This window comes from Thalassospira lucentensis, assembly GCF_001613805.1.
Lineage (GTDB): Bacteria > Pseudomonadota > Alphaproteobacteria > Rhodospirillales > Thalassospiraceae > Thalassospira > Thalassospira lucentensis_A.
On the sequence record NZ_LPVY01000022.1, the window covers coordinates 50,873 to 73,892 of the forward strand.

Annotated in this window: 24 protein-coding genes; 14 read left to right on the plus strand and 10 right to left on the minus strand. The window is 55.2% G+C overall.

Annotation, left to right across the window (positions count from 1 at the left end; genetic code table 11):
* Positions 1 to 16 precede the first annotated feature (16 nt).
* Together AUP42_RS18385 and AUP42_RS18390 are read right to left on the minus strand one after the other, a co-directional pair.
* A complete protein-coding gene (locus AUP42_RS18385) occupies positions 17 to 487 on the minus strand; it encodes a MarR family winged helix-turn-helix transcriptional regulator (protein WP_062953059.1) in 471 nt (156 codons plus the stop codon).
* Between the two features lie 45 nt (positions 488 to 532).
* Positions 533 to 1,954, minus strand: coding sequence for an MFS transporter (locus tag AUP42_RS18390; protein WP_082824849.1), 1,422 nt, complete (start codon positions 1,952 to 1,954; stop codon positions 533 to 535).
* A gap of 239 nt (positions 1,955 to 2,193) precedes the next feature.
* On the opposite strand from AUP42_RS18390, the gene AUP42_RS18395 reads away from it, so the two are divergent.
* Together AUP42_RS18395 and AUP42_RS18400 are read left to right on the plus strand one after the other, a co-directional pair.
* Positions 2,194 to 2,385 carry a hypothetical protein gene (locus AUP42_RS18395; RefSeq protein ID WP_062953061.1) on the plus strand — a complete coding sequence of 64 codons (192 nt, stop codon included), beginning with the start codon at positions 2,194 to 2,196 and terminating at the stop codon, positions 2,383 to 2,385.
* A 230-nt stretch (positions 2,386 to 2,615) separates the two neighbouring features.
* A complete protein-coding gene (locus AUP42_RS18400) occupies positions 2,616 to 4,331 on the plus strand; it encodes a reverse transcriptase family protein (RefSeq protein ID WP_062953062.1) in 1,716 nt (571 codons plus the stop codon).
* 6 nt (positions 4,332 to 4,337) lie between these two features.
* Here the strand turns inward: AUP42_RS18400 and AUP42_RS18405 are convergent, their stop codons facing one another.
* On the minus strand, positions 4,338 to 5,552 hold the full coding sequence (locus AUP42_RS18405; RefSeq protein WP_062953063.1) for a TIGR03862 family flavoprotein: 1,215 nt from the start codon (positions 5,550 to 5,552) through the stop codon (positions 4,338 to 4,340).
* Positions 5,553 to 5,934: 382 nt separating this feature from the next.
* Here AUP42_RS18405 and AUP42_RS18415 point away from each other — a divergent pair, with 382 nt between their 5' ends.
* From AUP42_RS18415 to AUP42_RS18430, 4 genes are all read left to right on the plus strand, one after another.
* Positions 5,935 to 6,996: an ABC transporter substrate-binding protein gene (locus tag AUP42_RS18415; protein ID WP_231858345.1), complete on the plus strand. Its 1,062-nt coding sequence runs from the start codon at positions 5,935 to 5,937 to the stop codon at positions 6,994 to 6,996.
* A 75-nt stretch (positions 6,997 to 7,071) separates the two neighbouring features.
* Positions 7,072 to 7,845, plus strand: coding sequence for an ABC transporter ATP-binding protein (locus tag AUP42_RS18420; RefSeq protein WP_062953066.1), 774 nt, complete (start codon positions 7,072 to 7,074; stop codon positions 7,843 to 7,845).
* Complete coding sequence (locus AUP42_RS18425; RefSeq protein WP_062953067.1) at positions 7,835 to 8,668, plus strand: ABC transporter permease; 834 nt, start codon at positions 7,835 to 7,837, stop codon at positions 8,666 to 8,668. Before AUP42_RS18420 ends, AUP42_RS18425 begins: the two co-directional genes overlap by 11 nt.
* Positions 8,669 to 8,816: 148 nt before the next feature.
* Positions 8,817 to 9,272 (plus strand): host attachment protein, encoded by a 456-nt coding sequence (locus AUP42_RS18430; RefSeq protein WP_062953068.1) that lies wholly within the window; start codon positions 8,817 to 8,819, stop codon positions 9,270 to 9,272.
* A gap of 36 nt (positions 9,273 to 9,308) precedes the next feature.
* On the opposite strand, the gene AUP42_RS18435 is transcribed toward AUP42_RS18430, so the two are convergent.
* From AUP42_RS18435 to pcaQ, 5 genes are all read right to left on the minus strand, one after another.
* Positions 9,309 to 10,229: a helix-turn-helix domain-containing protein gene (locus AUP42_RS18435; RefSeq protein WP_062953069.1), complete on the minus strand. Its 921-nt coding sequence runs from the start codon at positions 10,227 to 10,229 to the stop codon at positions 9,309 to 9,311.
* 102 nt (positions 10,230 to 10,331) lie between these two features.
* Entirely contained in the window at positions 10,332 to 11,723 is a 1,392-nt protein-coding gene (locus AUP42_RS18440; protein WP_062953070.1) for a TRAP transporter large permease, read from the minus strand.
* Entirely contained in the window at positions 11,716 to 12,219 is a 504-nt protein-coding gene (locus tag AUP42_RS18445) for a TRAP transporter small permease (protein ID WP_062953071.1), read from the minus strand. Before AUP42_RS18445 ends, AUP42_RS18440 begins: the two co-directional genes overlap by 8 nt.
* Before the next feature lie 83 nt (positions 12,220 to 12,302).
* Positions 12,303 to 13,337, minus strand: coding sequence for a TRAP transporter substrate-binding protein (locus AUP42_RS18450; RefSeq protein ID WP_062953072.1), 1,035 nt, complete (start codon positions 13,335 to 13,337; stop codon positions 12,303 to 12,305).
* A gap of 233 nt (positions 13,338 to 13,570) precedes the next feature.
* Positions 13,571 to 14,512 carry a pca operon transcription factor PcaQ gene (pcaQ, locus tag AUP42_RS18455; protein ID WP_062953073.1) on the minus strand — a complete coding sequence of 314 codons (942 nt, stop codon included), beginning with the start codon at positions 14,510 to 14,512 and terminating at the stop codon, positions 13,571 to 13,573.
* A gap of 130 nt (positions 14,513 to 14,642) precedes the next feature.
* On the opposite strand from pcaQ, the gene pcaD reads away from it, so the two are divergent.
* From pcaD to AUP42_RS18495, 8 genes are all read left to right on the plus strand, one after another.
* Positions 14,643 to 15,443: a 3-oxoadipate enol-lactonase gene (gene pcaD / locus AUP42_RS18460; protein WP_062953074.1), complete on the plus strand. Its 801-nt coding sequence runs from the start codon at positions 14,643 to 14,645 to the stop codon at positions 15,441 to 15,443.
* A complete protein-coding gene (gene pcaC / locus AUP42_RS18465; RefSeq protein WP_037991466.1) occupies positions 15,436 to 15,828 on the plus strand; it encodes a 4-carboxymuconolactone decarboxylase in 393 nt (130 codons plus the stop codon). Before pcaD ends, pcaC begins: the two co-directional genes overlap by 8 nt.
* 5 nt (positions 15,829 to 15,833) lie before the next feature.
* Positions 15,834 to 16,535, plus strand: a complete 702-nt coding sequence (pcaH, locus tag AUP42_RS18470; RefSeq protein ID WP_062953075.1) for a protocatechuate 3,4-dioxygenase subunit beta — start codon at positions 15,834 to 15,836, stop codon at positions 16,533 to 16,535.
* A 3-nt stretch (positions 16,536 to 16,538) separates the two neighbouring features.
* On the plus strand, positions 16,539 to 17,126 hold the full coding sequence (gene pcaG, locus AUP42_RS18475) for a protocatechuate 3,4-dioxygenase subunit alpha (protein WP_062953076.1): 588 nt from the start codon (positions 16,539 to 16,541) through the stop codon (positions 17,124 to 17,126).
* A gap of 131 nt (positions 17,127 to 17,257) precedes the next feature.
* Positions 17,258 to 18,112, plus strand: a complete 855-nt coding sequence (locus tag AUP42_RS18480) for a CoA transferase subunit A (protein WP_062953077.1) — start codon at positions 17,258 to 17,260, stop codon at positions 18,110 to 18,112.
* A gap of 14 nt (positions 18,113 to 18,126) precedes the next feature.
* Entirely contained in the window at positions 18,127 to 18,900 is a 774-nt protein-coding gene (locus AUP42_RS18485; protein ID WP_062953078.1) for a CoA-transferase subunit beta, read from the plus strand.
* A gap of 11 nt (positions 18,901 to 18,911) precedes the next feature.
* Positions 18,912 to 20,117, plus strand: coding sequence for a 3-oxoadipyl-CoA thiolase (gene pcaF / locus AUP42_RS18490; protein ID WP_062953079.1), 1,206 nt, complete (start codon positions 18,912 to 18,914; stop codon positions 20,115 to 20,117).
* A 139-nt stretch (positions 20,118 to 20,256) separates the two neighbouring features.
* Positions 20,257 to 21,597 (plus strand): 3-carboxy-cis,cis-muconate cycloisomerase, encoded by a 1,341-nt coding sequence (locus AUP42_RS18495; RefSeq protein ID WP_062953080.1) that lies wholly within the window; start codon positions 20,257 to 20,259, stop codon positions 21,595 to 21,597.
* A 47-nt stretch (positions 21,598 to 21,644) separates the two neighbouring features.
* On the opposite strand, the gene AUP42_RS18500 is transcribed toward AUP42_RS18495, so the two are convergent.
* Both AUP42_RS18500 and AUP42_RS18505 read right to left on the minus strand, forming a co-directional pair.
* A complete protein-coding gene (locus AUP42_RS18500; protein WP_062953081.1) occupies positions 21,645 to 22,142 on the minus strand; it encodes a GNAT family N-acetyltransferase in 498 nt (165 codons plus the stop codon).
* Positions 22,124 to 22,846 (minus strand): TenA family protein, encoded by a 723-nt coding sequence (locus AUP42_RS18505; RefSeq protein ID WP_062953141.1) that lies wholly within the window; start codon positions 22,844 to 22,846, stop codon positions 22,124 to 22,126. The genes AUP42_RS18500 and AUP42_RS18505 overlap by 19 nt, the downstream gene beginning before the upstream one ends.
* Between the last annotated feature and the right edge of the window lie 174 nt (positions 22,847 to 23,020).

The following is a 23,020-nucleotide window of genomic DNA, read 5'->3' on the forward strand; positions in this document are numbered from 1 at the left end:
CAAGCTCCTGTAGGGATTATCTGTTTTCAGATTCCAGATTGTCGGCCATCAGGCTGGCAATTTCGTTGAAATCCGTGATTTGTTTCTGGCTTAAACCGGTGGCCATGCGCGTGCGGATTTTGGCTTCTACGGCACGATATTCTTCCATCAGCGCATCGCCCTTTGGCGTCAAATGCAGGGTCTGGCTTCGCCCGTCTTCGGGATGGGGGCGGCGTTCGATCAATCCGTTTTCTTCGAGTTCCTTGATAAGCCGCGTGATGCGGCCCTTGTCCTGCCCGGTGCGGGTGGCGATTTGCTGTGCCGTGACGCCGGGGCTTTTGATGATCCATTTCAGCGTGCGCATCTGCGAGATTGGCAAGGGCATATCGGCATCCTGCAAACCTTCACGCATCGCACGCTTGAAGGCATGGACCAGCCGGTGAAGGGTTTCGCCGGGGACATGCGCATTTGCGGGGTTGGTTTCTGGCGTTTCCATTGGCTTACTCATCGATATGTTTCTGTCTTGCCGGTGCGCAAGGTGTTGCGGGGTTTGTCATGACTGCTTGGCGACGGCATCCGCACCATGCGGGGCGATGATGCCGGTGCGGATGGCATATTTGCGGCCCTCGCAAATGGCGGCCGAGATCAGGGCAAAGCCCGCCGCAACCCCCATGATCGCGGTCAGATCAAACGCGCCACCCGTGCCGATCAGGATGGCGGCAAGGGCGGCCCCAACCGATTGCCCGGTCAGACGGGCGGTGGCCAGCATGCCGCCGGCACCGCCGCTTCGATCCCGTGGGGCGCTTGTCATCATCAGGCGGTTGTTGGGTGACTGGAACAGGCCAAAGCCAACGCCGCAGATCATCAGACAGGCAATGATCGCAAGGGCGGTATGGGGACTTCCGGCCGGGATCAGGGTGACGGCAAACAGGCCGATGGCAAAAATCCCCATGCCGATGCCGGTCAGATGGATCGGTGAATATCGATCAGCCAGCCGCCCGGCGATGGGGGCGATGATGGCGGTGGCGACGGGCCATGGCGTCATCAGAAGGCCGGTATCAACCGCGCTATAATGCAGCACGTCATGGAAATAGAACGGGAGTGCGACAAAGGCGATGAATTGCGCGCAAAAGCCCGCAATTGATGACCCGATGGAGCAGGCAAAGACCGGACGGGCCAGCAGATCAAGCGGCAGCATCGGCCGTTCGCGCGAAAATTGCCGACGCACAAGGAAGAAACCGGCGGTGATTGCTATCACGAACTGGCCGGCGATCAGCGTCGGGTGGCTTTGGGTGCCGACATTGCCAAGGGCCGAAATCAGCCCGCCGAATGCCAGCACGTTCAGAAACGCGCTTATATAGTCAAACCGGGTGCGGGTCGGTTTGGTATAGGGCAGGGCGAATGTGCCGAGGCCGATTGCCACGATTGATATCGGGATATTGATCAGAAACAGCCAGTGCCATGTCGTCACCGCCAGAATGGCCGAGGCGATGGTCGGCCCGGCCGCGGCCGAGATCGACACCACCATGGCAATCAAACCGATGGCGCGGCCAAGCTTTGCCTGCGGGACGCTGTGGCGCATAAGGGCTGCATTGATGCTCATCAGGGCCGCACCCCCCAGACCCTGCAATACGCGGGCAAATGTCAGGAATTCGATATTGGGGGAATAGGCACACAGGGCGGACGCGATGCCGAAAATCACCATCCCGGCCAGATAGACCTTGCGAAAGCCAATCGCCTCGCCAAGGGCGGATAGCGGCAGCAGGGCGACGACAACCGCCAACTGATAGGCGGTGATGACCCAGATGGCGTGCGCCGGGCTGACATTCTGATCCTGCGCGATGGCGGGCAGGGCGACATTCATGATCGACCCGTCAAGCACGGCCATCATGACGGTTAGCAACACGGCGATCATGGCGAAGGATCGCTGGGGCTGCGGCAATCCGTCGGCGTGGATGGTTTTTGATATCTTCATGTGGGGCAACATTCCGAAAACAAAGCGTGCGGTGGCAAAGTGGCGGCGCGAGGAGCGGGCAAACGGGGCAAAATGCCACCCGATATCGCGGTTGCGGGCACGGCTATATGGTTGACTTTATCAACCAATATGAAATCTGGTTGATTTTGTCAACTTGTTTTCTGGGGCTGTCCTTAGGAGTAGTATTCGAAGGTATATTAGAGGTGTATCATTCGGGATGAATAAGGGAGGACAGATTGATGAAAATGATGGTGGTTCTGGGGATCAGTGCGCTGTTTGCGATGGGGACCGCGCCGGTGCCGACATATGCCGCACAGGGTTCAATCGCGTTTGATCCGGCGGTTGAACATGGCGGCGGCTGCCGCAAAAGCTCCCCGCCGGGGCAGTGTTGCCATATGGATAACAGGGTGGGGTCGGTGCATTGTCATTGAGTGTTGCTTTAAAGTAGGGCCAAAATTACACCATTTTTCTTGAATTGATAAATTGATAATCTCTGTTAAAAAGTAATCGGGACAGTATTTTTGAACAAGGTTTAAGGTGCGAGTCGCATCTGCTGTTAAAGTACCACTTTCTTAGGTGTTCGGTACTGTCCCAACCGCTCAATTTCCATGGGGATACTGATATTAAATACGATTTAACGTCGGTTTCTCAAAGAAATCAGTTGGAGAGGTTTATTGGTGTTAAGTCTGATTTGTTAGACTTAGTGCTGGATTTTGATTCTGAAAGTAGCAATTCATTTTCTGAGCAGAACAGCCGAATTTATATGCTGTCCATGCCGCTATTTATTTGCCACAAAATACCTAAGAAGAATCCAAATCGAGGAGAAAGGGTCGTCTGGGAAGCCTTGATGGATTTAAGGGACGTTTACAAAAGCTTTTCGCGAAAGCTTGATATTTTTTTCCAGAAACAGATTGAAACTTATCCACATTCTTGTTCTTACGGGTATTTGGGAGGCCGAAATACACGTGGAAATGCCGAGAAACATGTTGGGAAAAAGTACTTATTGAATGCCGATCTGTGCAATTTTTTTGATAGTATCAGTGCGGATAAAGTAAGACTTTTATTTGTTTCTTGTGGGGTTGACGAAAAAATTTCTCAAATTCTCTCTCGATTTCTCACTATTTCATCTCGTTTACCAATGGGGTTGTCTACCAGTCCTGTCATAGCCAACGTGCTTGCGCACAAAATGGATTGTGAATTGTCGGATCTGGCGGAAAAGTTCAATTGTCAGTATTCAAGATATGTTGATGATTTAACATTCTCTAGTGATGAGATTTTGCCGGAGATAAGTCATATCGAAGAAATAGTTGCTAGGCATAATTTTAGTTTGGCACACGAGAAGATAAAGTTCTCCAAATCTGGTCAAGCTCATTACGTAACTGGGTTAAGTGTTTCAGATACGGAGGCCCCGCATGTTCCAAGAAAGATAAAGAAAGACCTTCGAAAATCACTATACTACATGGATAAATTTGGAATTTATGATCATTTTGGTCGTTTAGGAATTCATGAGCACGAGAATGTTCAAAGAGAAGTAAACCGAATTGATGGGCTTGTGCATTATGTGAGCTATCATGAGCCTAGAAAATCTTTCGAAATTAATGCTATATGGCAAAAAATTCTCCGAGATAGTGGTTTTCGACCATATTTTTCAGCGCATAAGCAAGAATACGAAGTGTTCAACATTATCATTGATGAAGCTGAATTTTCACACAATGGAACTAATTACTTAGCGCTTGCCGCATCGGTGACGAATAAACAACGTGAAATTGACAATTCAATTTTCGAGATTTTAGATAATTTTCTATCAAATCCATGGTCTGATGGTAAAGTTGACTTAATTAAAGAGCGTGGTCTTCATTATGTAGATTGCACCGAGGACTTAAAGAAGGAATTTATTCAGTGCCTTCAGATACTTCCTTTTAATGGGTATATATCTATTAACGCAGTTGGCGAGAGTAATTATCGAGATAGATATATTGAAAATTTTAAGAATATTATCATGAGAAATTATTATAAAATAGATAGGTCAATTGTTTTTGTATCAATAGAGAGAAATAGCAAAATAAGTAATGACGATATTTATGGTGTTGTTGATTATGTTAATAGTTATCATTTAAATGATAAACGAGTTATTCTTCCTAAGGGAAATGTTTCGTTTGTTGGGAAAGAGTGCTTGGGGGTTTCTGTTCCAGATTTTTTGCTTGGATGTTTTGCTGGATATATAAAGGATAACCAGACTGTGAGCGGAGGTGCTAAATCACGTAAATTCCTCCAATTCGAAATGTTGCGTGACAAAATTAAGGTTGTATCCGATTTGACGACCAACCAGCATTTCACTCGAAGGAACCCATTCTCCAAATCTAAGCTAAAAATTTAATTTAGCTTAGAATACGAAACACCCGCTCAACAAATACCCCCCCGTCGGCGCTTCCCAATCGACCATCTCGCCCACGCAATAGGTGCCGGGGCGTTTTTTGAGTTGGAAGGTGTCGTCGAGTTCTTCCCATGCGACACCGCCCGCAGTACTGATGGCTTCGTCAATCGGGCGGGGTTTGGTGATTCTAAGCGGCAGGGCCTTGATCGCGGTTGCCAGTTTGGCGGGGTCGTTCAGGGTTTCGCGCGGGGTGGTTTCGAAAATCAGGGCTGTTTTGGTGGCGTCCAGACCGAGCGTTTTGCGCAGGTGATTGCCAAGCGAGTTTTTGCTACGTGGTTTGGCAAGGCGCGCTGTGACATCGGCCAGGTCGCGGTCGGGCGTCAGGTCGAGCGTGACGGTAGCATCGCCGGTTTCAAGCCATTGATCGCGAAGGGCTGCCGAGATGGCATAGACGGCACTGCCTTCGATCCCGGTTCTGGAAATCACGAATTCGCCGCGCACGGTTTGTGGGCCGGATTTGGTTTTAACCGTCAGCGTCACGGCCTTGACCGGGGAGCCCGCGCATTTATCGATCAGATGGTCGGTCCAGGCGACGTCAAAGCCGCAATTGGCCGGTTTGAACGGATTGCATCTGATCCCGGCGGATTTAAGGATTTCCATCCATTTGCCATCCGATCCCAGCCGTTTCCAGCTTCCGCCGCCCAATGCCAGAACGGTGATATCGGCCGTGGCGGTCACTTCGCCGTCCGGGGTTTTGAAAACGGCATTTTCGGTTTCATCCCAGCCGGTCCAGTAATGGCGGTAATGGATTTTGCAGCCCAAACCATCCAGACGACGCAGCCATGCGCGCAAAAGCGGGCTTGCCTTCATCGCGGTCGGAAAGACGCGGCCAGAGGAGCCGACAAAGGTTTCGATACCAAGCCCCGCACACCAGTCGCGGATTTCGTTGGGGCCGAATTTGCGTAAGTGCGGTTCGAGCCGTGCGCGCGAGGTGCCATAGCGCGACAGAAAGGTTTCGAGGTCTTCGGCATGGGTGATGTTGAGCCCCGATTTCCCCGCCATCAGGAATTTGCGCCCGGCACTTGGCATGCCCTCATAGATCGTGACCGCATGACCGGACCCGGCGAGGCGTTCGGCCGCCATCAGCCCCGCCGGACCCGCACCAATGATCATCGCGGTTTTGCCGTTTGGTTTTGGGGTTGGGGTGTCCGGGTTTGATGACATGCGGGGCCTTTGTGCGCAGGGTTATGTCTCGCGGTTTTATCCGGTTTGGCAGGGGATGGCAATTTGCGGGATTGTTCGCAGACTGGGGGCGGCGTGGGAGCGGGTGGCACGATGGACTCCCGCGTTCGCGGGAGTGACGGTAGAGGGGCGAGGCGACGGTAGAGGGACGCGGGAAAGATGGGAGAGTGTGGTACGGCAATGGCGGGAGACCCGCGCAAATTCGACCTTGGCGGAAATAGGGTTCGCTGTGACTTGCGCATTAAGGGTGAAAACGACCCTTTTGGCGGAAAAATGCGGCAAAGATTGGCAATTTGTCGATAAATCGGCTAACAAAATTCCGAAGGTTATAATGCATTCAAAAAAATGATCCTGTGGAGGAAACATGCTTTCGATTAGGGGAATGGCGGGCGCGGCACGGCTGGCGCGTGGATCGGTTGCGGCATTGGCGATGGGGGCGAGTGCCCTTGTGGCGTTTGGCGCACAGGCCAATGAGAAGGTCGATATTGCGGCATTGGCGTTTGTTTCAAGCGCGCCGTTATTTATTGCCAAGGAAAAGGGTTACCTTGCCGACGAGGGCCTTGATGCCGAGATTTCGATCTTTCAGGCGGCCCAGCCGGTGGCGGTTGCGATTGCATCGGGCGATGCCGATTTTGGCGTGACGGCGTTTACGGGCGGGTTCTTTAACCTTGCGGCCAAGGGGGCGCTTAAGGTTATTGGTGCGCAGTTGCATGAAGATCCGGGTTATGACGGATCGGCCATTCTGGCGTCCAATGCGGCGTTTGAGGCCGGTCTGACATCGGTTGATAAATTGCCCGGTCATAGTTTTGCCCTGTCGCAGGTAGGATCAAGTTTCCATTACATGATCGGCAATGTGGCCGAGAAGGCCGGGTTTGACCCGGAAAGTGTTTCGCTTAAACCGTTGCAGTCCGTACCCAACATGATCGGTGCGCTTAAAAGCGGGCAGGTCGATAGCATGATCATCGTGCCGCATATCGCAAAGCCGCTGGCCAATGCCGGGGCGGCGCATATTATCGGCTGGGTGAAGGATTACGTGCCTTATCAGGTGGGTGGTCTGTTTACATCGACCGAGAATGTCGAAGAAAACCGCGAGATGGTCGAAAAGTTCGTTCGCGCCTATCAAAAGGGTGTCGCGGATTATCGTGCAGCCCTTTTGGCGACCGATGCGGATGGCAAGCTTGTTGAAAGCGACACCACGCAGGAGATTTTGGAGATCGTGCATAAATATGTCTATGCCAACGATCCGGCGGACAAGGCTTATCCGAAAATCCGCAATGGCGCGATGTTCATCACCGAAGAAGCCAGACTTGACGTTGCCGATGTGAAGGCGCAGGTCAAATGGTATCAGGATCGCGGCTTTGTTTCCGCCGATGCCGATCCGGCGAAATTCATCGATACCAGCTTCATCCCGGCATTGACCGAGTAAGGCGATATTTCTCCGACCGGGCCATCTTCTGGCCCGGTCGTTTCATTTGTAGATTTCAGATAAACGGATTGTGCCATGCGGCTGCAAATCAAGGGCATTTGCCATTCATATGATCAGGTCGAGGCGCTGCGCGATATCGATTTCGGGATCGAACCGGGCGAGGTCGTGGCATTGATCGGGCCGTCGGGCTGCGGCAAATCGACATTATTGTCGATCATTGGCGGGTTGCTGGCCCCGACACGCGGCGAGATTCTGATTTGCGACAAGGCGACGCCGGAAGGATGCCTTAACCCGCTGACTTATGTGTTTCAGGATTTCGCGCTTTTGCCGTGGCGGACGGTGGCGGGCAATATCAGCCTTGTGCTGGAAGACCACGGATTATCCAAGGCGGACCGCGATGCGCGGGTGGCGGAGGTGCTGGAGCAGACCAATCTTTGGGATTTCCGCGATGCTTACCCAAAGCAGCTTTCGGGCGGGATGAAGCAGCGGGTCGGGATTGCGCGTGCATTGGCGGTGCGCCCGGCGGTTTTGCTGATGGACGAGCCGTTATCAGCCCTTGACGCGCAGACGCGGATTTTGCTGCTGGATGAATTTGCCGCCCTGTTTGCGCGGACCGGCATGACGGCGGTTTATGTGACGCATAACCTGAACGAGGCCGTGCGGCTGGCCAACCGGGTGGTGGCATTGCGCCGTCGCCCCGGCACGATCAAGGAAATCCATACAATCGATATTCCGATAGCAGAGCGGCGCGAAGGCATGCCGGAGCTGATCGCGCATGAGAGCGCGCTTTGGAACCTGATCCGGGATGAGGCGATTGCGGCTGATAAGGAGCTTGAAAATGTCGCATGATATCAGCGAAGTCCGGGCAGAACCACAAAGTGCAGCGTCGCCGGCAAGTCAGGTGCGGTTTCGTGCCACGGGCTTTAACCCGAAGGCCAATCCGGTTGCGGCGTGGGGATTTTTTGTGACCGTGATTGCGCTTTGGCAATTGGGATCAAGTACCGGGGTGATCAGCGAACTTGCGATGCCAAGCCCGGTTGCGGTGGCCAAGGCGCTTTGGCAATTGATCGTCACGGGTGATCTTTGGCTGCATCTTGGCGCGTCGTTGCAGCGGCTTGTCGGTGGCTGGATCATGGGGACGGTGGCCGGGCTTTTTGTCGGTTTTCTGGTGGGGATGTTTAGCTGGGCGCGCTCGCCCGGTGTGGCGTTTGTATCGGCACTTTTCCCGATCCCGAAAATTGCGCTTCTGCCGCTTTTCATCATCTGGTTTGGGATTGGTGAACCATCGAAATTTGCCACCATTGCCTTTGGCGTGTTTTTCCCGACCGTGATCAATACATTCGGCGGGGTTGATAACGTGCAGCGCAACCTGATCCGCATGGGGCAAAGCTTTGATCTGCCGATGTGGTCGGTGATCCGCAAGATCATCCTGCCCGGTGCGTTGCCGACCATCCTGTCGGGGTTCCGTATTTCATCGTCGATCGCGATTATCCTTCTGATCGCGGCCGAAATGATCGGGGCGCAATACGGCATCGGGGCGCTTATTTTAGCAGCCGGGAACCTGTATCAGACCGATCAGTTGATTGCCGGTGTGGTGGTTCTGTCGCTTCTGGGGCTTTGTGTTTCGTGGCTTCTGGGGCGGCTGGATCGCTGGTTGCTGGCGTGGCGATAAGCCGTTCCTGACCCATGATATCAAAGGCCGGTTCGGACATGCGGACCGGCCTTTTTGTTATATGGCCTGATGTTGAAAACGACTTTTATGGAACCTTGATCGGGTGGGGGACGTTCCGGGGACAGTCGCAACAGAAAGGCAGGTTAATATGCATAAAAACCAATGGATACTTGTTGCCGACGGCGGTCGCGCCCATGTGGTGGCCGTCACGTTTGATGCCGAAGGGCGGCATCTGGAAACGGTCACGGAAATGCAGGCCGATAACAGGTCGAGCCGGGAAATCGCCAGTGACAAACCGGGACGCGGTTTTAACAATCCCGGCGGCAACCAGCAGCGCCACGCCATGCCACCATCGACCGACCCGCATGAACATGCGCAGATGGAATTTGTCGATGATGTCGTCAATTACCTGACCGACAAACGCAAGCATGGCAAGTTCGACAATCTGATCGTGATTGCCCCGCCCAAGGTGATGGGTGAGGTGCGCAACAAAATGCCCAAACCCTTGGCCGAGGCGCTTGACGGGGAAATCGTCAAGGACCTGACCAAGATACCGCTTGATGACTTGCCCAAGCATCTGAGCGGGACGGGTGGCTGGCTTTAACCCGTAATCCTTAAACGGTATATCAAGGCCGGGATGTTATCGATGGTCCTGTCGGAACTGCATCGGTGACATCGCGGCCTTTTTGGCGAAAAAGCGCGAAAAATATCCGGCATCGCGAAAACCCAGTTCATCGGCGATCTGCTGAACCGCGATGTCGGTATAGATCAGGGTGCGTTTGGCCTCCAGGATCAGGCGGTGATGGACGACTTCGATGGCGGTCATGCCATAGATGTTCTTGGCAATGCGGTTTAGCTGTGTCGTGGTGATGCCGATTTCACGCGCGTAAAATTCCAGCGGTTTGTGCTGTTTGTAGAAGGTTTCGATCAGCGACTGGAATTTGCGGAACTTGGCAGTTTTCTGTTCCTTGCGGCTAAGTCGCGCCGGATCCCCCGACGGGGCATCGCGTCCGATGCCGAGCAACAGCAACCCCAATATGTTACGCAGCGCATATAACCGCCCGGTATTATGTCCGTAATATTCTGCGACCAGTTGGCGGATCAGGAAATCGGTGGGGCCTGGCTGATCGGCGGTTCCCGATCCGTCGACACAAAGCGGCCGGTCAAGGCGCGCAAGCAGTTTGGGGGCAGGGGAAAGGATTTCCTGCAAATGGTAATCGGTCAGTGAAATAACCCAGCCATCGATATCGGGACTGAAGCGAAAGCCGTGAACGGTGCCGGGCGGCATGGTGAGGATCTGCCCGACCTGCATGGTGAATTGCCGGTCGTCAAATTCGATCCCGGCATGGCCGCGTGTGATGTAAAGCAGCTGAAACAGATTGGCGTGACGGTGCGGCTGAATGTGCAGGTCATGCAGTTTGGATCGCGACGGGATGCTTTCGAGATGGAAGAATTCCGGTTCGGAAATGGCAACCTGTTCGGCGGTTCCGGGCGCGGTTTCGCCGGTTTCACCGTAAAGCTTGTAGACCGGAATGCTGTTGCGGGTTGCGACCATGATCATGTTTTGCTGTTTGCTTTGCGACAGTCTAGCGGTTTTCGGGTTTGACCAAAAGAAAAGCCCGCCAGATCGGGCGGGCTTTTCGGAAGCTTATGATGCGCGTTGCTAACCGCCGAGCAATGTCGGCACAAACAGTGTCAGCACCGGCACAAAGATCAGCAGCAGAATGCGCAGGATTTCTGCGGCAAAGAAGGGCATGACACCGCGGAAGGTCTGGCTCATGGGGACGCCATCGGCAAGGGCGTTGATGATGAACACGTTCAATCCCACCGGTGGCGTTATCAATCCGAGCTCCACGACAATCAGGGCCAGAATACCGAACCAGATTTTCAGGTCCTCGGCCCCCATGCCGTATGCTGCGGATGCCGCCGTTGCCCAGTCCCCGCCATTGATATCGACCAGGGCCGGCCAGAAGAACGGGATGACCACCACGATCATCGACAGGCTTTCCATGAAGCAACCCAGAACGATCAGGGCGAGCAGCATCAGAACCATGATCAACCACGGATCAAGGCCGCTGGTCGCGGCGGCTTCGGCCATATAGGCCGGAAGGTTGGCACGGCTGAAGAAACCCTTGAGGATTTCGGCACCCAGCAGGATGAAGAAGATCATCGAGGTGGTGACAGCCGTATCGCGCAGCGACTGTTTCAGGCCGGAAAATGTCAGGCCACCCTTGCCACGCAGGCGCATATACGCGCCGTAAACCAGAATGGCAAACACACCCACACCAGCGGCCGGGGTCGGGGTGAACAGACCGGCCCCAAGACCGAGAATGATCGAGCCGAAAATCACCATGACCGGGATCAGGCGCAGCAATGCTTCGCGGCGTTCGGCCGGTTCCATCGGTTCGGGGATGGGGGCGAGACTTGGATTCAGGCGGACCTGAATGGCAATCACCCCCATAAAGAACGCAACCGCGATCAGGCCGGGAATGATGGCCGCCTGGAACATCTGGATGATGGATGCCTCGACCGTGACGGCATAGATCACAAGTGCGACGGACGGCGGGATCAGAATGCCAAGCGTGCCGCCCGCCGCCAGCGTACCGGTGGCAAGGCGCGGCGAATAATTCAGACGGCGCAATTCGGGCAGGGCGACCTTGCCCATGGTGGATGCGGTGGCAAGCGATGATCCGCAAACCGCACCAAACCCGGCGCAGGCCCCGATGGCAGCCATGGCAACACCACCCCGGAAACGACCCAGAATGGCGTTTACGCCCTGAAACAGATCGCGTGACAGGTTGGCCTGACTGGCGAGATAGCCCATCAGGACAAACAGCGGCACGACCGACAGTTCATAGTTCGAGACAATCCCGTAAAACAGGGATTTGAACTGTTGCAGATAGGGTTCAAAGCGCAGGAACGGGAAGAACAGGCTGAGCACATAGTTGCCGCCAATTCCGACACCGATCATGGCAAGGCCGACAGGAACACGCAGTGCGAGAATAAAGAACAGCACGACGAGACCGCCAAGGCCGATTAATTCGCGTTCAGACATTGGCCGGGGCCTCGCTTTCGAAAATCTGGCTTGCGGCAATCAGCGCCCACAGGAACATCGATACGATGCCCGGCACATAGAACGGCCAGATCGGCCAACCCAGAATTGCCGACAGGGTATTGTCGCTGCGCACTTCGATCAGGCCGTGGATCATCATATAGCCAAGGAACAGGGCCAGAAGCGTCATCAGGACGCCCGAGATGATATCCACGCCGCGCGCGAACCATTGGGGAAACATTTTGATAAAGACATCGACGGCGACATGGCCGTAGCGGGTCTGGCAATAGGGGAAGAACATCAGGGCTGCCGAGCTGACAATCATACTGACGAAGTCTTCATAGCCGATAATTGCCGGGAAATTGGCACCAAACAGGCGCGCAATTTTGTCCAGGCCGAATGCGGTAACGTTCACGATCGTGACCACGGCAATCAGCAGGGCCAAAAAACCGCCAGCCACGGCAAACCAGGATGCGGCCTTATTCAGCACGTGTTTCATGTGTCATACAATCTTGCGGGAATGAGGGGTCACGTAAATATATGATACGTGACCCCGTCAGATTTGCCAGTAACTTGAAAAGATTACTGTTTGGTATTGGCGAGAACGGCGGCTTTGGCCTTTTCGACCAGTGCGGCACCGTCGATGCCGTTCGATTTTGCTTCTTCGATCCAGCGATCAACAACCGATGCGGATGCATCGTCGAAGGTTGCTTTTTCTTCAGGCGTCAGTTCAACAACCTGACCCTTGCCATCGTTGATCATTTTCTTGCCGACTTCTTCGACATTGTTGAAAACGTCACCGATCTGGGCGGCAAAATCGCGACCGGAGTTACGGTCGATGATTTCTTTGAGATCGTCCGGCAGGCTGTCGTAACGATCCTTGTTCATGGCGAACAGGAAGACCGAGGTGCCAAAGCGGGAATTAACGCCCTGGCCTTCGACCGAGTAGGAAACCAGTTCAGCCAGTTTAAGCGGCGGGACGACTTCGAACGGCACAAGGCCGCCGTCAACCACGCCAAGCGACATTGCCTGCGGCAGGGCCGGGACCGGCATGCCAACCGGTTCTGCGCCCCAGGATTCAATCACCCAGGAACCGGTACGGGTCGGCGTACGCAGTTTGAGGCCTTTGACATCGGCAACGGTGCGGACTTCTTTTTCGGTCAGGTGGATGGCCTGACCGGCATGGACGTGAACGGCCAGCGGATGAATGTCTTTAAGGTCCGGTGCCATGTCTTCCATCATGTCCCAGATCGCGAGGTTGGTCGCGCGTGCATCCCCCAGATGGACACCCGGAAGTTCGAAAACTTCGGTGTGCGGGAAGACGCCCGGGGTGTAACCCGGCAGGGTCCAGACAATGTCGGCCACACCGTCACGGACCTGACGATACAGTTCCGGCGGGTTGCCGCCCAGCGACATGGACGGGAAGATTTCAAACTTGATACGGCCGTTTGATTCTTCTTCGATCTTTTTCGCCCACGGTTCCATCATCTGGGCCTGGGCCGGTGCTTTCGGGCCCAGGAAGTGATGGATCGTCAGGGTTACTTCCTGTGCATGTGCGCCGAACGACACCATGGTCGCGACGGCGGCACCTGCCAGCAATTTTGTAATGTGTTTCATTCTTCCTCCTTTTAACGTCCCCTGGCGTAGCCAAACGCCATCAAACGTCTCAGCCATGATGCGTTTTTTTTATCTGCGAAGTTTTCCAGAAGTTTTTTCTTGTTGTTTTTATTGTTCTTTTTGTTCGGATGGTTGCCGTTTATGCACAGCTGCCATGCCAATTTGTAATCAATCTAATCGTCCCCGCATGGTTATGTATAATGATATTGGCGCACATTTTCATAACCAAATGATTATGTATCGTGTCGGGAATGGGTCGAATGATGCCGGGTGGCTTCTTCGCGGACGGCATTGATCAGCATTTCGACCGGCGGGGATACCGGACTGTCGATGCGGGTGGTCAGGCCCACCGGGCCAAAGGTATCGCTGGTATCGATCGGCAGTTCGACAAGATGGCCTTCGGCAATGTCGGATGCCACAGCCCCGTTCGAGATGATCCAGATCGCATCGGTTTCGCGGGTAAAGGCACGCCCAAAGGATGTTGAAACGGTTTCGATCCGGTCGGGCAGGGCACCAATGCCATGCGCGATCAGCATTTTATCGACGGTCGGGTGAATGATCGCCTGTTTGGGCGGCACCAGAACGGTAAATTCGCGGATGCGCGTGATGTCGGGGTTTTTATCGGCCAGCAACGGATGGCCCGGACGTGCGACCAGCGAGATATGTTCCGAATATAAATGTATGAAGGACAGACCCGACATCTGATCGGGTTCGGCCAGGCGGCCGACCACCAGATCAAGTTCGCCGACGCGCAATTGCCCCATCAGCATCACGTTCGGGCCAGCGACGACCTTGACCGTTGTGTCGGGGCTTAGCGCCTTGAACCGGCGGATGGCGTTTGGCATGACACTGGCGGCGACGGTTGGCAGAACACCAAGATTGATCGAAAGCCCGCCCTGCATGCGGACCTGGCTGATGCTGTCGACACCCTGACGCAGGGCGGTGACGCTGGCCCCGGCATAACGCAGGAACACCTTGCCGAAATCGGTCAGTGTGACGCCGCGTTTGGAGCGGTCGAACAGACGGGCATCAAGATGTTCTTCGAGCTCGCGGATGGTTTTGGAAACGGCCGGCTGGGTGATGGATAATGTGTCGGCGGCCTTGACGACGCTGCGCTGGCGCGCGACCTCCAGAAAGCAGGTCAGATGGCGGAATTTAATGCGTTGATCAAGCATGCGTACCATTCCAGAGATCAAATCTTGCAAGTTTATATAATTGTATAGTTATGCAATTAACGCAAATCCTCATTTTACATAACCAAAACTGCCTGCCAGATTATGGGTAACAAGTCAGGGTGGAAATAACATGAGTTTACAAGTCGCCCCGATCAACGGGACACATATCCATTATTGCCAGACCGGCCCGAAAGACGGCCCGGCCTTGGTGTTTTCAAATTCGCTGGGTACGGATCTTCGTATCTGGAACGATGTTGTTGCGGCCTTTGCCGACCGGTTCAACGTCATAACCTATGACAAGCGCGGACATGGTTTATCGGGCATTGGCGGGGCGGATTATAATATCGACCTGCATGCCAATGACCTGATCGGGCTTCTGGATTATCTGGGCGTCAAGGACGTCATTATTTGCGGTTTGTCGGTCGGTGGACTGATTGCGCAGAAGGTCACGGAACTGGTGCCCGCCCGCGTTCGCGGCCTGATCCTGTGTGATACCGCGCCGAAACTTGGCGATGCGGATGGCTGGAACATGCGCATCAATGCCATCAGGGAAGGTGGTATCGAGGTTCTTGGCGATGCCATCATCGAACGCTGGTTATCGCCGACATATCGCCGTGAACGGCCGGTTGAAACCGCGATGTATCGCGACATGCTGGTGCGCACCACGGTCGAAGGTTATGTCGGAACGTGCGTTGCCCTTCGCGATGGGGATCTGCGCGATGCCGCGACCCGGATTTCGGTGCCGGTCCTTTGCATTTGCGGATCGGACGATCTGGCGACACCGCCCGATGTGGTGCGCGAGATGGCCGGGATGATCCCCGGTGCCCAATTCGAACTTATAAACGGGGTCGGGCATTTGCCGTGCCTTGAAACCCCTGAATTGCTTTCCCGGTTGATCGACCGATTTATCAAGGAGAAGAACCTTGTCTGAGAACCGGTATGAAGTCGGTATGAAAACCCGCCGTTCCGTTCTGGGCGATGCCCATGTGGATCGCGCATCGGCGAATGTCACGGAAATCGATGCCGGTTTTCAGCGTTACATCACCGAGAATGTCTGGAATGGTGTCTGGACCAGCGATGCGTTCACCAAACGCGAACGCAGTATTGTGACCATCGCGCTTCTGGCCGGGCTTGGCCATGAAGAAGAACTGGCGATGCATATCCGTGCAACGCTCAATACCGGTGCCACACGCGAAGATATCCGTGAAGTTCTGATGCATGTTGCGGTCTATGCCGGTGTTCCCACCGCCAATACGGCATTCCGCATTGCCAAACAAACCTATGCCGAGATCGATGCGGCCGCCAAGGGAGAGTAAACGCCATGTCCACCTTTAAACCGCGCGACTGGGGTTCCCACGCCCCCTTTATCGCACCCGGTTACAAGTCCACCATCCTGCGCGGCCCGACGCAGGCACCACTTGCGATCAAATCAGGATTGAGCGAGGGCACCGGCCCGCGTTTTGCCCCGGCATCGGTGCGCAAGCTTGACTTCGATCTGACCAAGAACGGCATCACCAATGGTGAACCGCTGGGCGAACGTATTGTGGTGCATGGCAAGGTCATGGATACCGATGGCCGCCCGCAGCCCGAAATTCTTGTTGAAGTCTGGCAGGCCAATGCGGCGGGGCGTTATGTGCACAAGGTGGATCAGCATGACGCGCCGCTTGACCCGAATTTCCGCGGGTCGGGGCGGTGCATGACGGACGCCAATGGCAATTATGTTTTCTATACGATCAAGCCGGGTGCCTATCCGTGGGGCAACCATTTCAATGCATGGCGTCCGAACCATATCCATCTGTCGCTGTTCGGGCCGGGCTTTGCCACGCGGCTTGTGACCCAGATGTATTTCCCGGGTGATCCGTTGCTGGAGCTTGATCCGATTTTCCTTGAAACCCAGGATGCGAGCGCCCGCGAACGCCTGATTTCCAAATTTTCAATCGAGAAAACCGAGGAAGGCTTTGCCCTTGGTTATCAGTTCGACATCGTCCTTCGCGGACGCAATGCCACCCCGATGGAGGACTAGGTCATGTCTTATGGTGAAACCCCTTCGCAGACGGTTGGCCCTTATTTCGCCTATGGCCTGACGGCCGGGCAGTATGGTTATGATTTTACCGATATTGCAGACGCCACGATTGCCGGACCGGATGCCGAAGGCGAACATATCCGCATCACCGGTCGTGTTCTTGATGGCAATGGTGATGTCGTCAATGACGCGATGATCGAAATCTGGCAGGCCGATGCCAACGGTGCCTATACCGAAAATCCGGTTGATGTTGCATCATCGGGTTTCCGGGGCCTTGGCCGTTGTGGCACCGGCACGGACGCGCAGAACCGCTTTTATTTTGACACGGTCAAACCGGGTGTTGTTGCCGATGGCACGGCCCCGTTTGTCAATGTCATCGTGTTCATGCGCGGCATGCTGGTTCATGCCTTTACCCGTTTCTATTTCGATGACGAGGCGGCATTGAACGCCAAGGATGACATCCTGCAATCGGTTCCCGCCGATCGCCGTGACACGCTGATTGCCAAGCGTGTCGAAACCCGTACTGGGGTTGAATACCGGATCGACATTCATATGCAGGGGGACGCGGAAACCGTGTTCTTCGACGTGTAAGTCGCTTCGGTCTGGATGGCTGTGTTCGCTGCTTTGGGGAAAGCCGGTGGTCACAGCCATCCAAATCATTCCAACGCATCCGGCTGAGATATGCCGCGTTTTATTGTTCTGGTTACCACAGGAGTTTTACCGTGGTTGCACGTTTCATGTCGCTTAAAGAGGCTGTCGCATCCTGCATCAAGGATGGCGATACCGTCTCGATGGAAGGTTTCACGCATCTGATCCCGCATGCCGCCGGGCACGAGGTCATTCGTCAGGGGATCAGGGATCTGACCCTGATCCGGATGACGCCCGATATGATCTATGATCAGCTTATCGGGGCTGGTTGTGCAAGGAAACTGGTGTTTTCGTGGGGCGGGAACCCCGGTGTCGGGTCGCTGCACCGGTTGCGCGATGCGGTTCAGGAAGGCTGGCCGCACAAGCTTGAGATCGAGGAACACAGCCACGCGGCAATGGCCAATGCCTATGACGCGGGGGCGGCGGGGCTGCCCTGTGCGGTGTTCAAGGGATATCGCGGGGCGGAATTGCCGCGCGTGAACAAGAATATCAAATTCATCGAATGCCCGTTTACCGGTGAAAGCCTGGCCGCTGTTCCGGCCATTCGCCCGGATGTGGCGGTTGTCCATGCCCAGAAAGCCAACAAAAAGGGCGATGTCCTGTTTGAAGGTATTGTCGGGGTTCAGAAAGAAGCTGTTCTGGCCGCCAAGAAGTCGATCATTACGGTCGAGGAGATCGTCGATAACTTTGACGATGTTCCCTACAACGCCGTGATGCTGCCGAATTGGGCGGTGACCGCGATTGTCGAGGTGCCGGGTGGTGCACATCCGTCTTATGCCCAGGGCTATTACAAGCGCGACAACGCGTTTTACAAGGCGTGGGACAAGATCGCCAATGATCGCGACAGTTTCACCGCATGGATCGATGAGCATGTCATGAAGGGCGGCCCCGAAGATTTCGCCGCCAAGCGCGACGCGAACAAAGGGTAAGCGGAGGAAAGATCATGGTTGACTATACCCCTACCGAAATGATGACGGTTTCTGCCTCGCGCGCACTCAAGAATGACGATGTGTGCTTTGTCGGCATCGGCATGCCGTCGGCAGCGTGCAACCTTGCACGTTTGACCCATGCGCCGGAACTGACCCTTATTTATGAAAGCGGCACGATTGGCACGAAGCCCGATGTGTTGCCACTGTCCATCGGCGATGGTGAGCTTTGCGAAACGGCGGTCAATACCGTGCCGGTGCCGGAAATGTTCCGTTACTGGTTGCAGGGCGGCAAGATTTCCGTCGGCTTCCTTGGTGCGGCACAGCTTGATAAATATGGCAACATCAACACCACCGTGATCGGCGATTATGACGATCCCAAAGTCCGCCTGCCGGGCGGTGGCGGGGCGCCGGAAATCGCGACGAGCTGTGGCGAGGTGTTTCTGGTGATGAAACAGAGCAAGCGCGGCTTTGTTGAAAAGATCGATTTCGTGACCTCGCTTGGTCATGGCAAGGGCGGTGATGACCGCGCATCTTATGGTGTTGATACCAAAGGTCCGTCGCGTTTGATTACCGATCTTTGCATCATGGAACCGCATCCGGTTGGCAAGCATTTCATCGTGACATCGATCCATCCGGGCGTGACGCGCGAAGATATTATCGAAAACACCGGCTGGGCTGTTGAATTTGCGGATGAAGTCGCCGAAACTCCGGTGCCCGACGCGCACGAGCTTCAGGTCCTGCGTGACTTGCATGCCCGCACCGCCAAGGCCCATGAAGGCCAGCAGTAAGGACTTTGAATATGGCTGATGCTTATATCTGCGATTTTATCCGCACCCCGATTGGCCGTTTTGGCGGCAGTCTTTCGTCGGTCCGTGCGGACGACCTTGGTGCCATTCCGCTGAAGGCGTTAATCGAACGCAACCCGAATATCGATTTCGGCGATGTCGATGACGTGATTTTCGGATGTGCCAACCAGGCCGGTGAAGACAATCGCAACGTGGCGCGCATGTCGTCGCTTCTGGCCGGGTTGCCGGAAAATGTTACCGGCACGACGGTCAACCGTCTGTGCGGATCGGGCATGGATGCGATCATCATGGCCGCACGCGCGATCAAATCGGGCGAGGCTGATCTGATGATTGCCGGCGGTGTTGAAAGTATGTCGCGTGCGCCGTTTGTGATGCCAAAGGCGGAAACCGCCTTTTCGCGCAATGCGGAAATCTATGATACCACGATTGGCTGGCGTTTCATCAATCCGGTGATGAAAAAGCAGTACGGCGTTGATTCCATGCCGGAAACCGGTGAAAACGTGGCCGAGGATTTCAAGATCAGCCGTGCCGATCAGGATGCCTTTGCCGCCCGGTCGCAGGACAAGGCGGTGGCCGCACAGGAAAACGGCAATCTGGCCGCGGAAATCACGCCGGTCACCATTCCGCAGCGCAAGGCCGACCCGATCATCGTTGACAAGGATGAACATCCGCGTCCTGGCACGACAGCCGAAAAGCTGGGCAAACTGCCGACCCCGTTCCGCGAAGGTGGTTCGGTGACGGCGGGTAACGCATCGGGTGTGAATGACGGTGCGGCGGCATTGATCATTGCATCGGAGGCGGCGGTCAAGAAATACGGCCTGAAACCGATTGCCAAGGTGCTTGGCGGTGCGACGGCGGGGGTCCCGCCACGCATCATGGGCTTTGGCCCGGCACCGGCCAGCAAGAAGCTTCTGGCGCGTCTTGGCCTTACCACCGATCAGCTTGACGTGATCGAATTGAACGAGGCGTTTGCCTCGCAGGGGCTGGCGACATTGCGCGATCTTGGCATTGCCGATGATGATGCGCGTGTGAACCCGAATGGCGGGGCGATTGCCCTTGGTCATCCGCTTGGCATGTCGGGCGCACGTATCACCGGGACGGCTGCGATGCAGCTGAAACGTACCGGTGGTAAATATGCGCTGGCGACGATGTGCATTGGCGTCGGACAGGGTATTGCCATTGTGCTTGAAGCGGTCTGATTGATCGTTTGATTTCAAAAGGGCCCCTGTGCCGTTGAAGAACGGGCAGGGGCTTCTTTTTGTGTTGTTGACCGAACGCAGTCGCGGCGCGACACTAACGACCTGAAATAACACCTGTTTAAACGGTGGACCAAACCAGATGACAATTTCGCCCTTTGATTCCGCGATGCTTGGCAATCTGTTTGCCGATGCGGAAATTGCCGCCCTGTTTACCGATGATGCGCAGATCGCATCGATGGTGCTGTTTGAGGCGGCATTGGCATCGGCCGAGGCACGCGCAGGCGTGATCCCGGAAGCAAGTGCGAACCGTATTGCCGATGTGTGCCGCGAATTTCGCCCCGATCCCGCGACATTGGCGGCGGGAACGGCAAGTGCCGGTGTGCCGGTGCCGGCATTGGTCAAGGCGCTTAAGGCCGAGATTGGCGGGGATGATGCGCGTTATGTTCATTTTGGCGCGACCAGTCAGGATGTGGTTGATACCGGGCTTGTGTTGCGGCTTCGTGATGCGGTGGGGATTATTCGCCGTCGGACGCGCAAGCTGATCAAGGCATTGATTGCACAGGCCGAAACCCACCGGGCGACGGTCATGATCGGACGCACCCGTTCCCAGCAGGCCGTGCCGACCACATTCGGGCTTAAGGCCGCCGGATGGCTGGCACCATTGGTGCGGATTGATCATCGGATTGATACGTTATGTTCCGATCTGTTCCGGTTAAGTTTTGGCGGGGCGGCAGGGACACTGGCATCCATCGGGGACAAGGCGATTGAGGTTGAACGCAATCTGGCCGATGAACTGGAACTGCCGCCGACCGATATGCCGTGGCACAGCCAGCGCGATGTTCTGGTCGATTTTGCCGCACAGTTAACCGCACTTAGCGGTGCGCTTGGCAAGATGGGGCAGGATTTGGTGTTGCTGGCGCAATCCGAAATTGCCGAAGTCCAGCCGGGCAAGGGCGGTGGATCATCGACCATGCCGCATAAATCCAACCCGGTTCAGGCCGAGATGCTGATCACGCTGGCGCGGTTCAATGCCGGGCAGCTTGGCACATTTGCGCAAAGCCAGATCCATGAACATGAACGATCCGGGGCAAGCTGGTTGCTGGAATGGCTGACATTGCCGCAGATGATCATGGCGACAGGGGCCGGATTGGCGCAGGCGGTTGATATGGTGCCGAGTCTTAAGGTCAATACTGACCGGATGGCGGCCAATCTGGAACTGTCACGCGGTGCGATGCTGGCGGAAGCCGCGACCTTTGCCCTTGCCGAGCATCTGGGGCGTGACGGGGCGGACAAGCTGGTAAAAGATGCGCTTTCGCGATCTGCGGCCAATCAAAGCAATCTGTTTGATGAGTTGCCGAAACTGACCGATGTCGGGATCGACTGGGCCAAGCTGCGCGATCCGGCGCATTATATCGGGCAGGCCGATGCCTTTGTCGAGCGAGTGGTGACAACCGCCCGTCGGGCGATCAAGGACAGTTGACATGAAAAGGCGGTCGGGAAATGACCGTCTTTTGATTTTGCACACGATCAGGTCACGGGCCGCAGGCGTTTTTCGACGGCATAGTTATGGATCGGGACACCGGCGACTTCAAAATCCCGGCGTTCAAGCACGTGAAAGCCGTGTTTTAACAGGAAGCCTTTGGCAAGTTCGCTGGCTTCGGAATAAAGCTTTGCGATGTTGCGATCACGTGCCGCTTTTTCGAGGGCGTCATACAGTGTCGTGACCGCACTGGTCCCGGCAAGTTCGGGCAGGGCATACAAGAAATGGATGTGTCCGTCGGCTTCGAGATCGCAAAAGGCGACGGGCTGGTCGTTTGCATCCGCCGCGATCAGGCGCAGCCGACCATCCTCCATCAGTTCGGCAAACCGTTCTGCGGTTGGAGCAAGGGTTGCCCAGATGCCGACCTGATCGGGGTTATAGGCACGCGATCCCAGTTCCATAACGGAACGGGTATAAATTTCGGTCAGCACCGATGCATCGGTTGCGCGATACTGGCGGATGGTGATCACGTTTGTGAACCCCATGCCGCGTCAAAGAACCGGACTTCAAGTTCGGTTGCCTTGCGGAAACAGGAAAGACAGTTTGCGCGGGCAGCGTCATCCAGTGTCGGCCCGGTTTTATCGAGCTGATCATTGAGGAAGGCGACGACGCTTTCGAAATAGGTCCCGATATGCAGATCAAGCCATTCGGCGTACCAGAACTCTTTGGGGTGGCTTTCGATTTCATTGTGAACCCGGTCCGCCCAGCCAAGATATGTGCCTTCGGCCACTGCCAGAACCGCCAGCATACTGGCGTAGTTGTTGCTTTCCATGGCGGTGCGCATCAGGTCCTTGAAGTCGCTCGTGACATCCCAATCCGGCATTTCGCAGCGTTCCTGTTCGGTTACGCCAAGCGCATCAAGTGACCGTTCGAAATAGGTGTTTTCCGGTCCGGTCAGAAGGGCCAGGAACTGGCAGGCCGGAATCCTGTCGGCAAGGGTCGGGGCACGCGATACGGCACCAGCCAGAAGAGCGACAAACCGGTCGATAAAACGGTGATCCTGAATCAGATAGTTTTTAAGGTTGCGGTCAGGGACCGCAGCCTTGCCCCAGGCATCGGTGAAGGGATGATGGGTGACCTTGTGCCAGTCATCGGCAACACATGCCTTTAGCCATTGGGAAAAAGTGCCGCCCGGATTTTGATCGTGCCAGATCGGCCAATCGGCAACGGGTGCGAATTTATCGGTCATGGCGGGGCCCTTTTCCTGCAAATCAAACAAGGGCGTAGCACGCGTTTTCACGGCCTGCAACCGGATCATGTGCCGCATTCCTTGCGATAGATCAGTTTTAACACAAATAAATGATAAAATTACATTTGTTAATTATAATATTATATATTATCAGGGTGATATTGATCCCGTGGT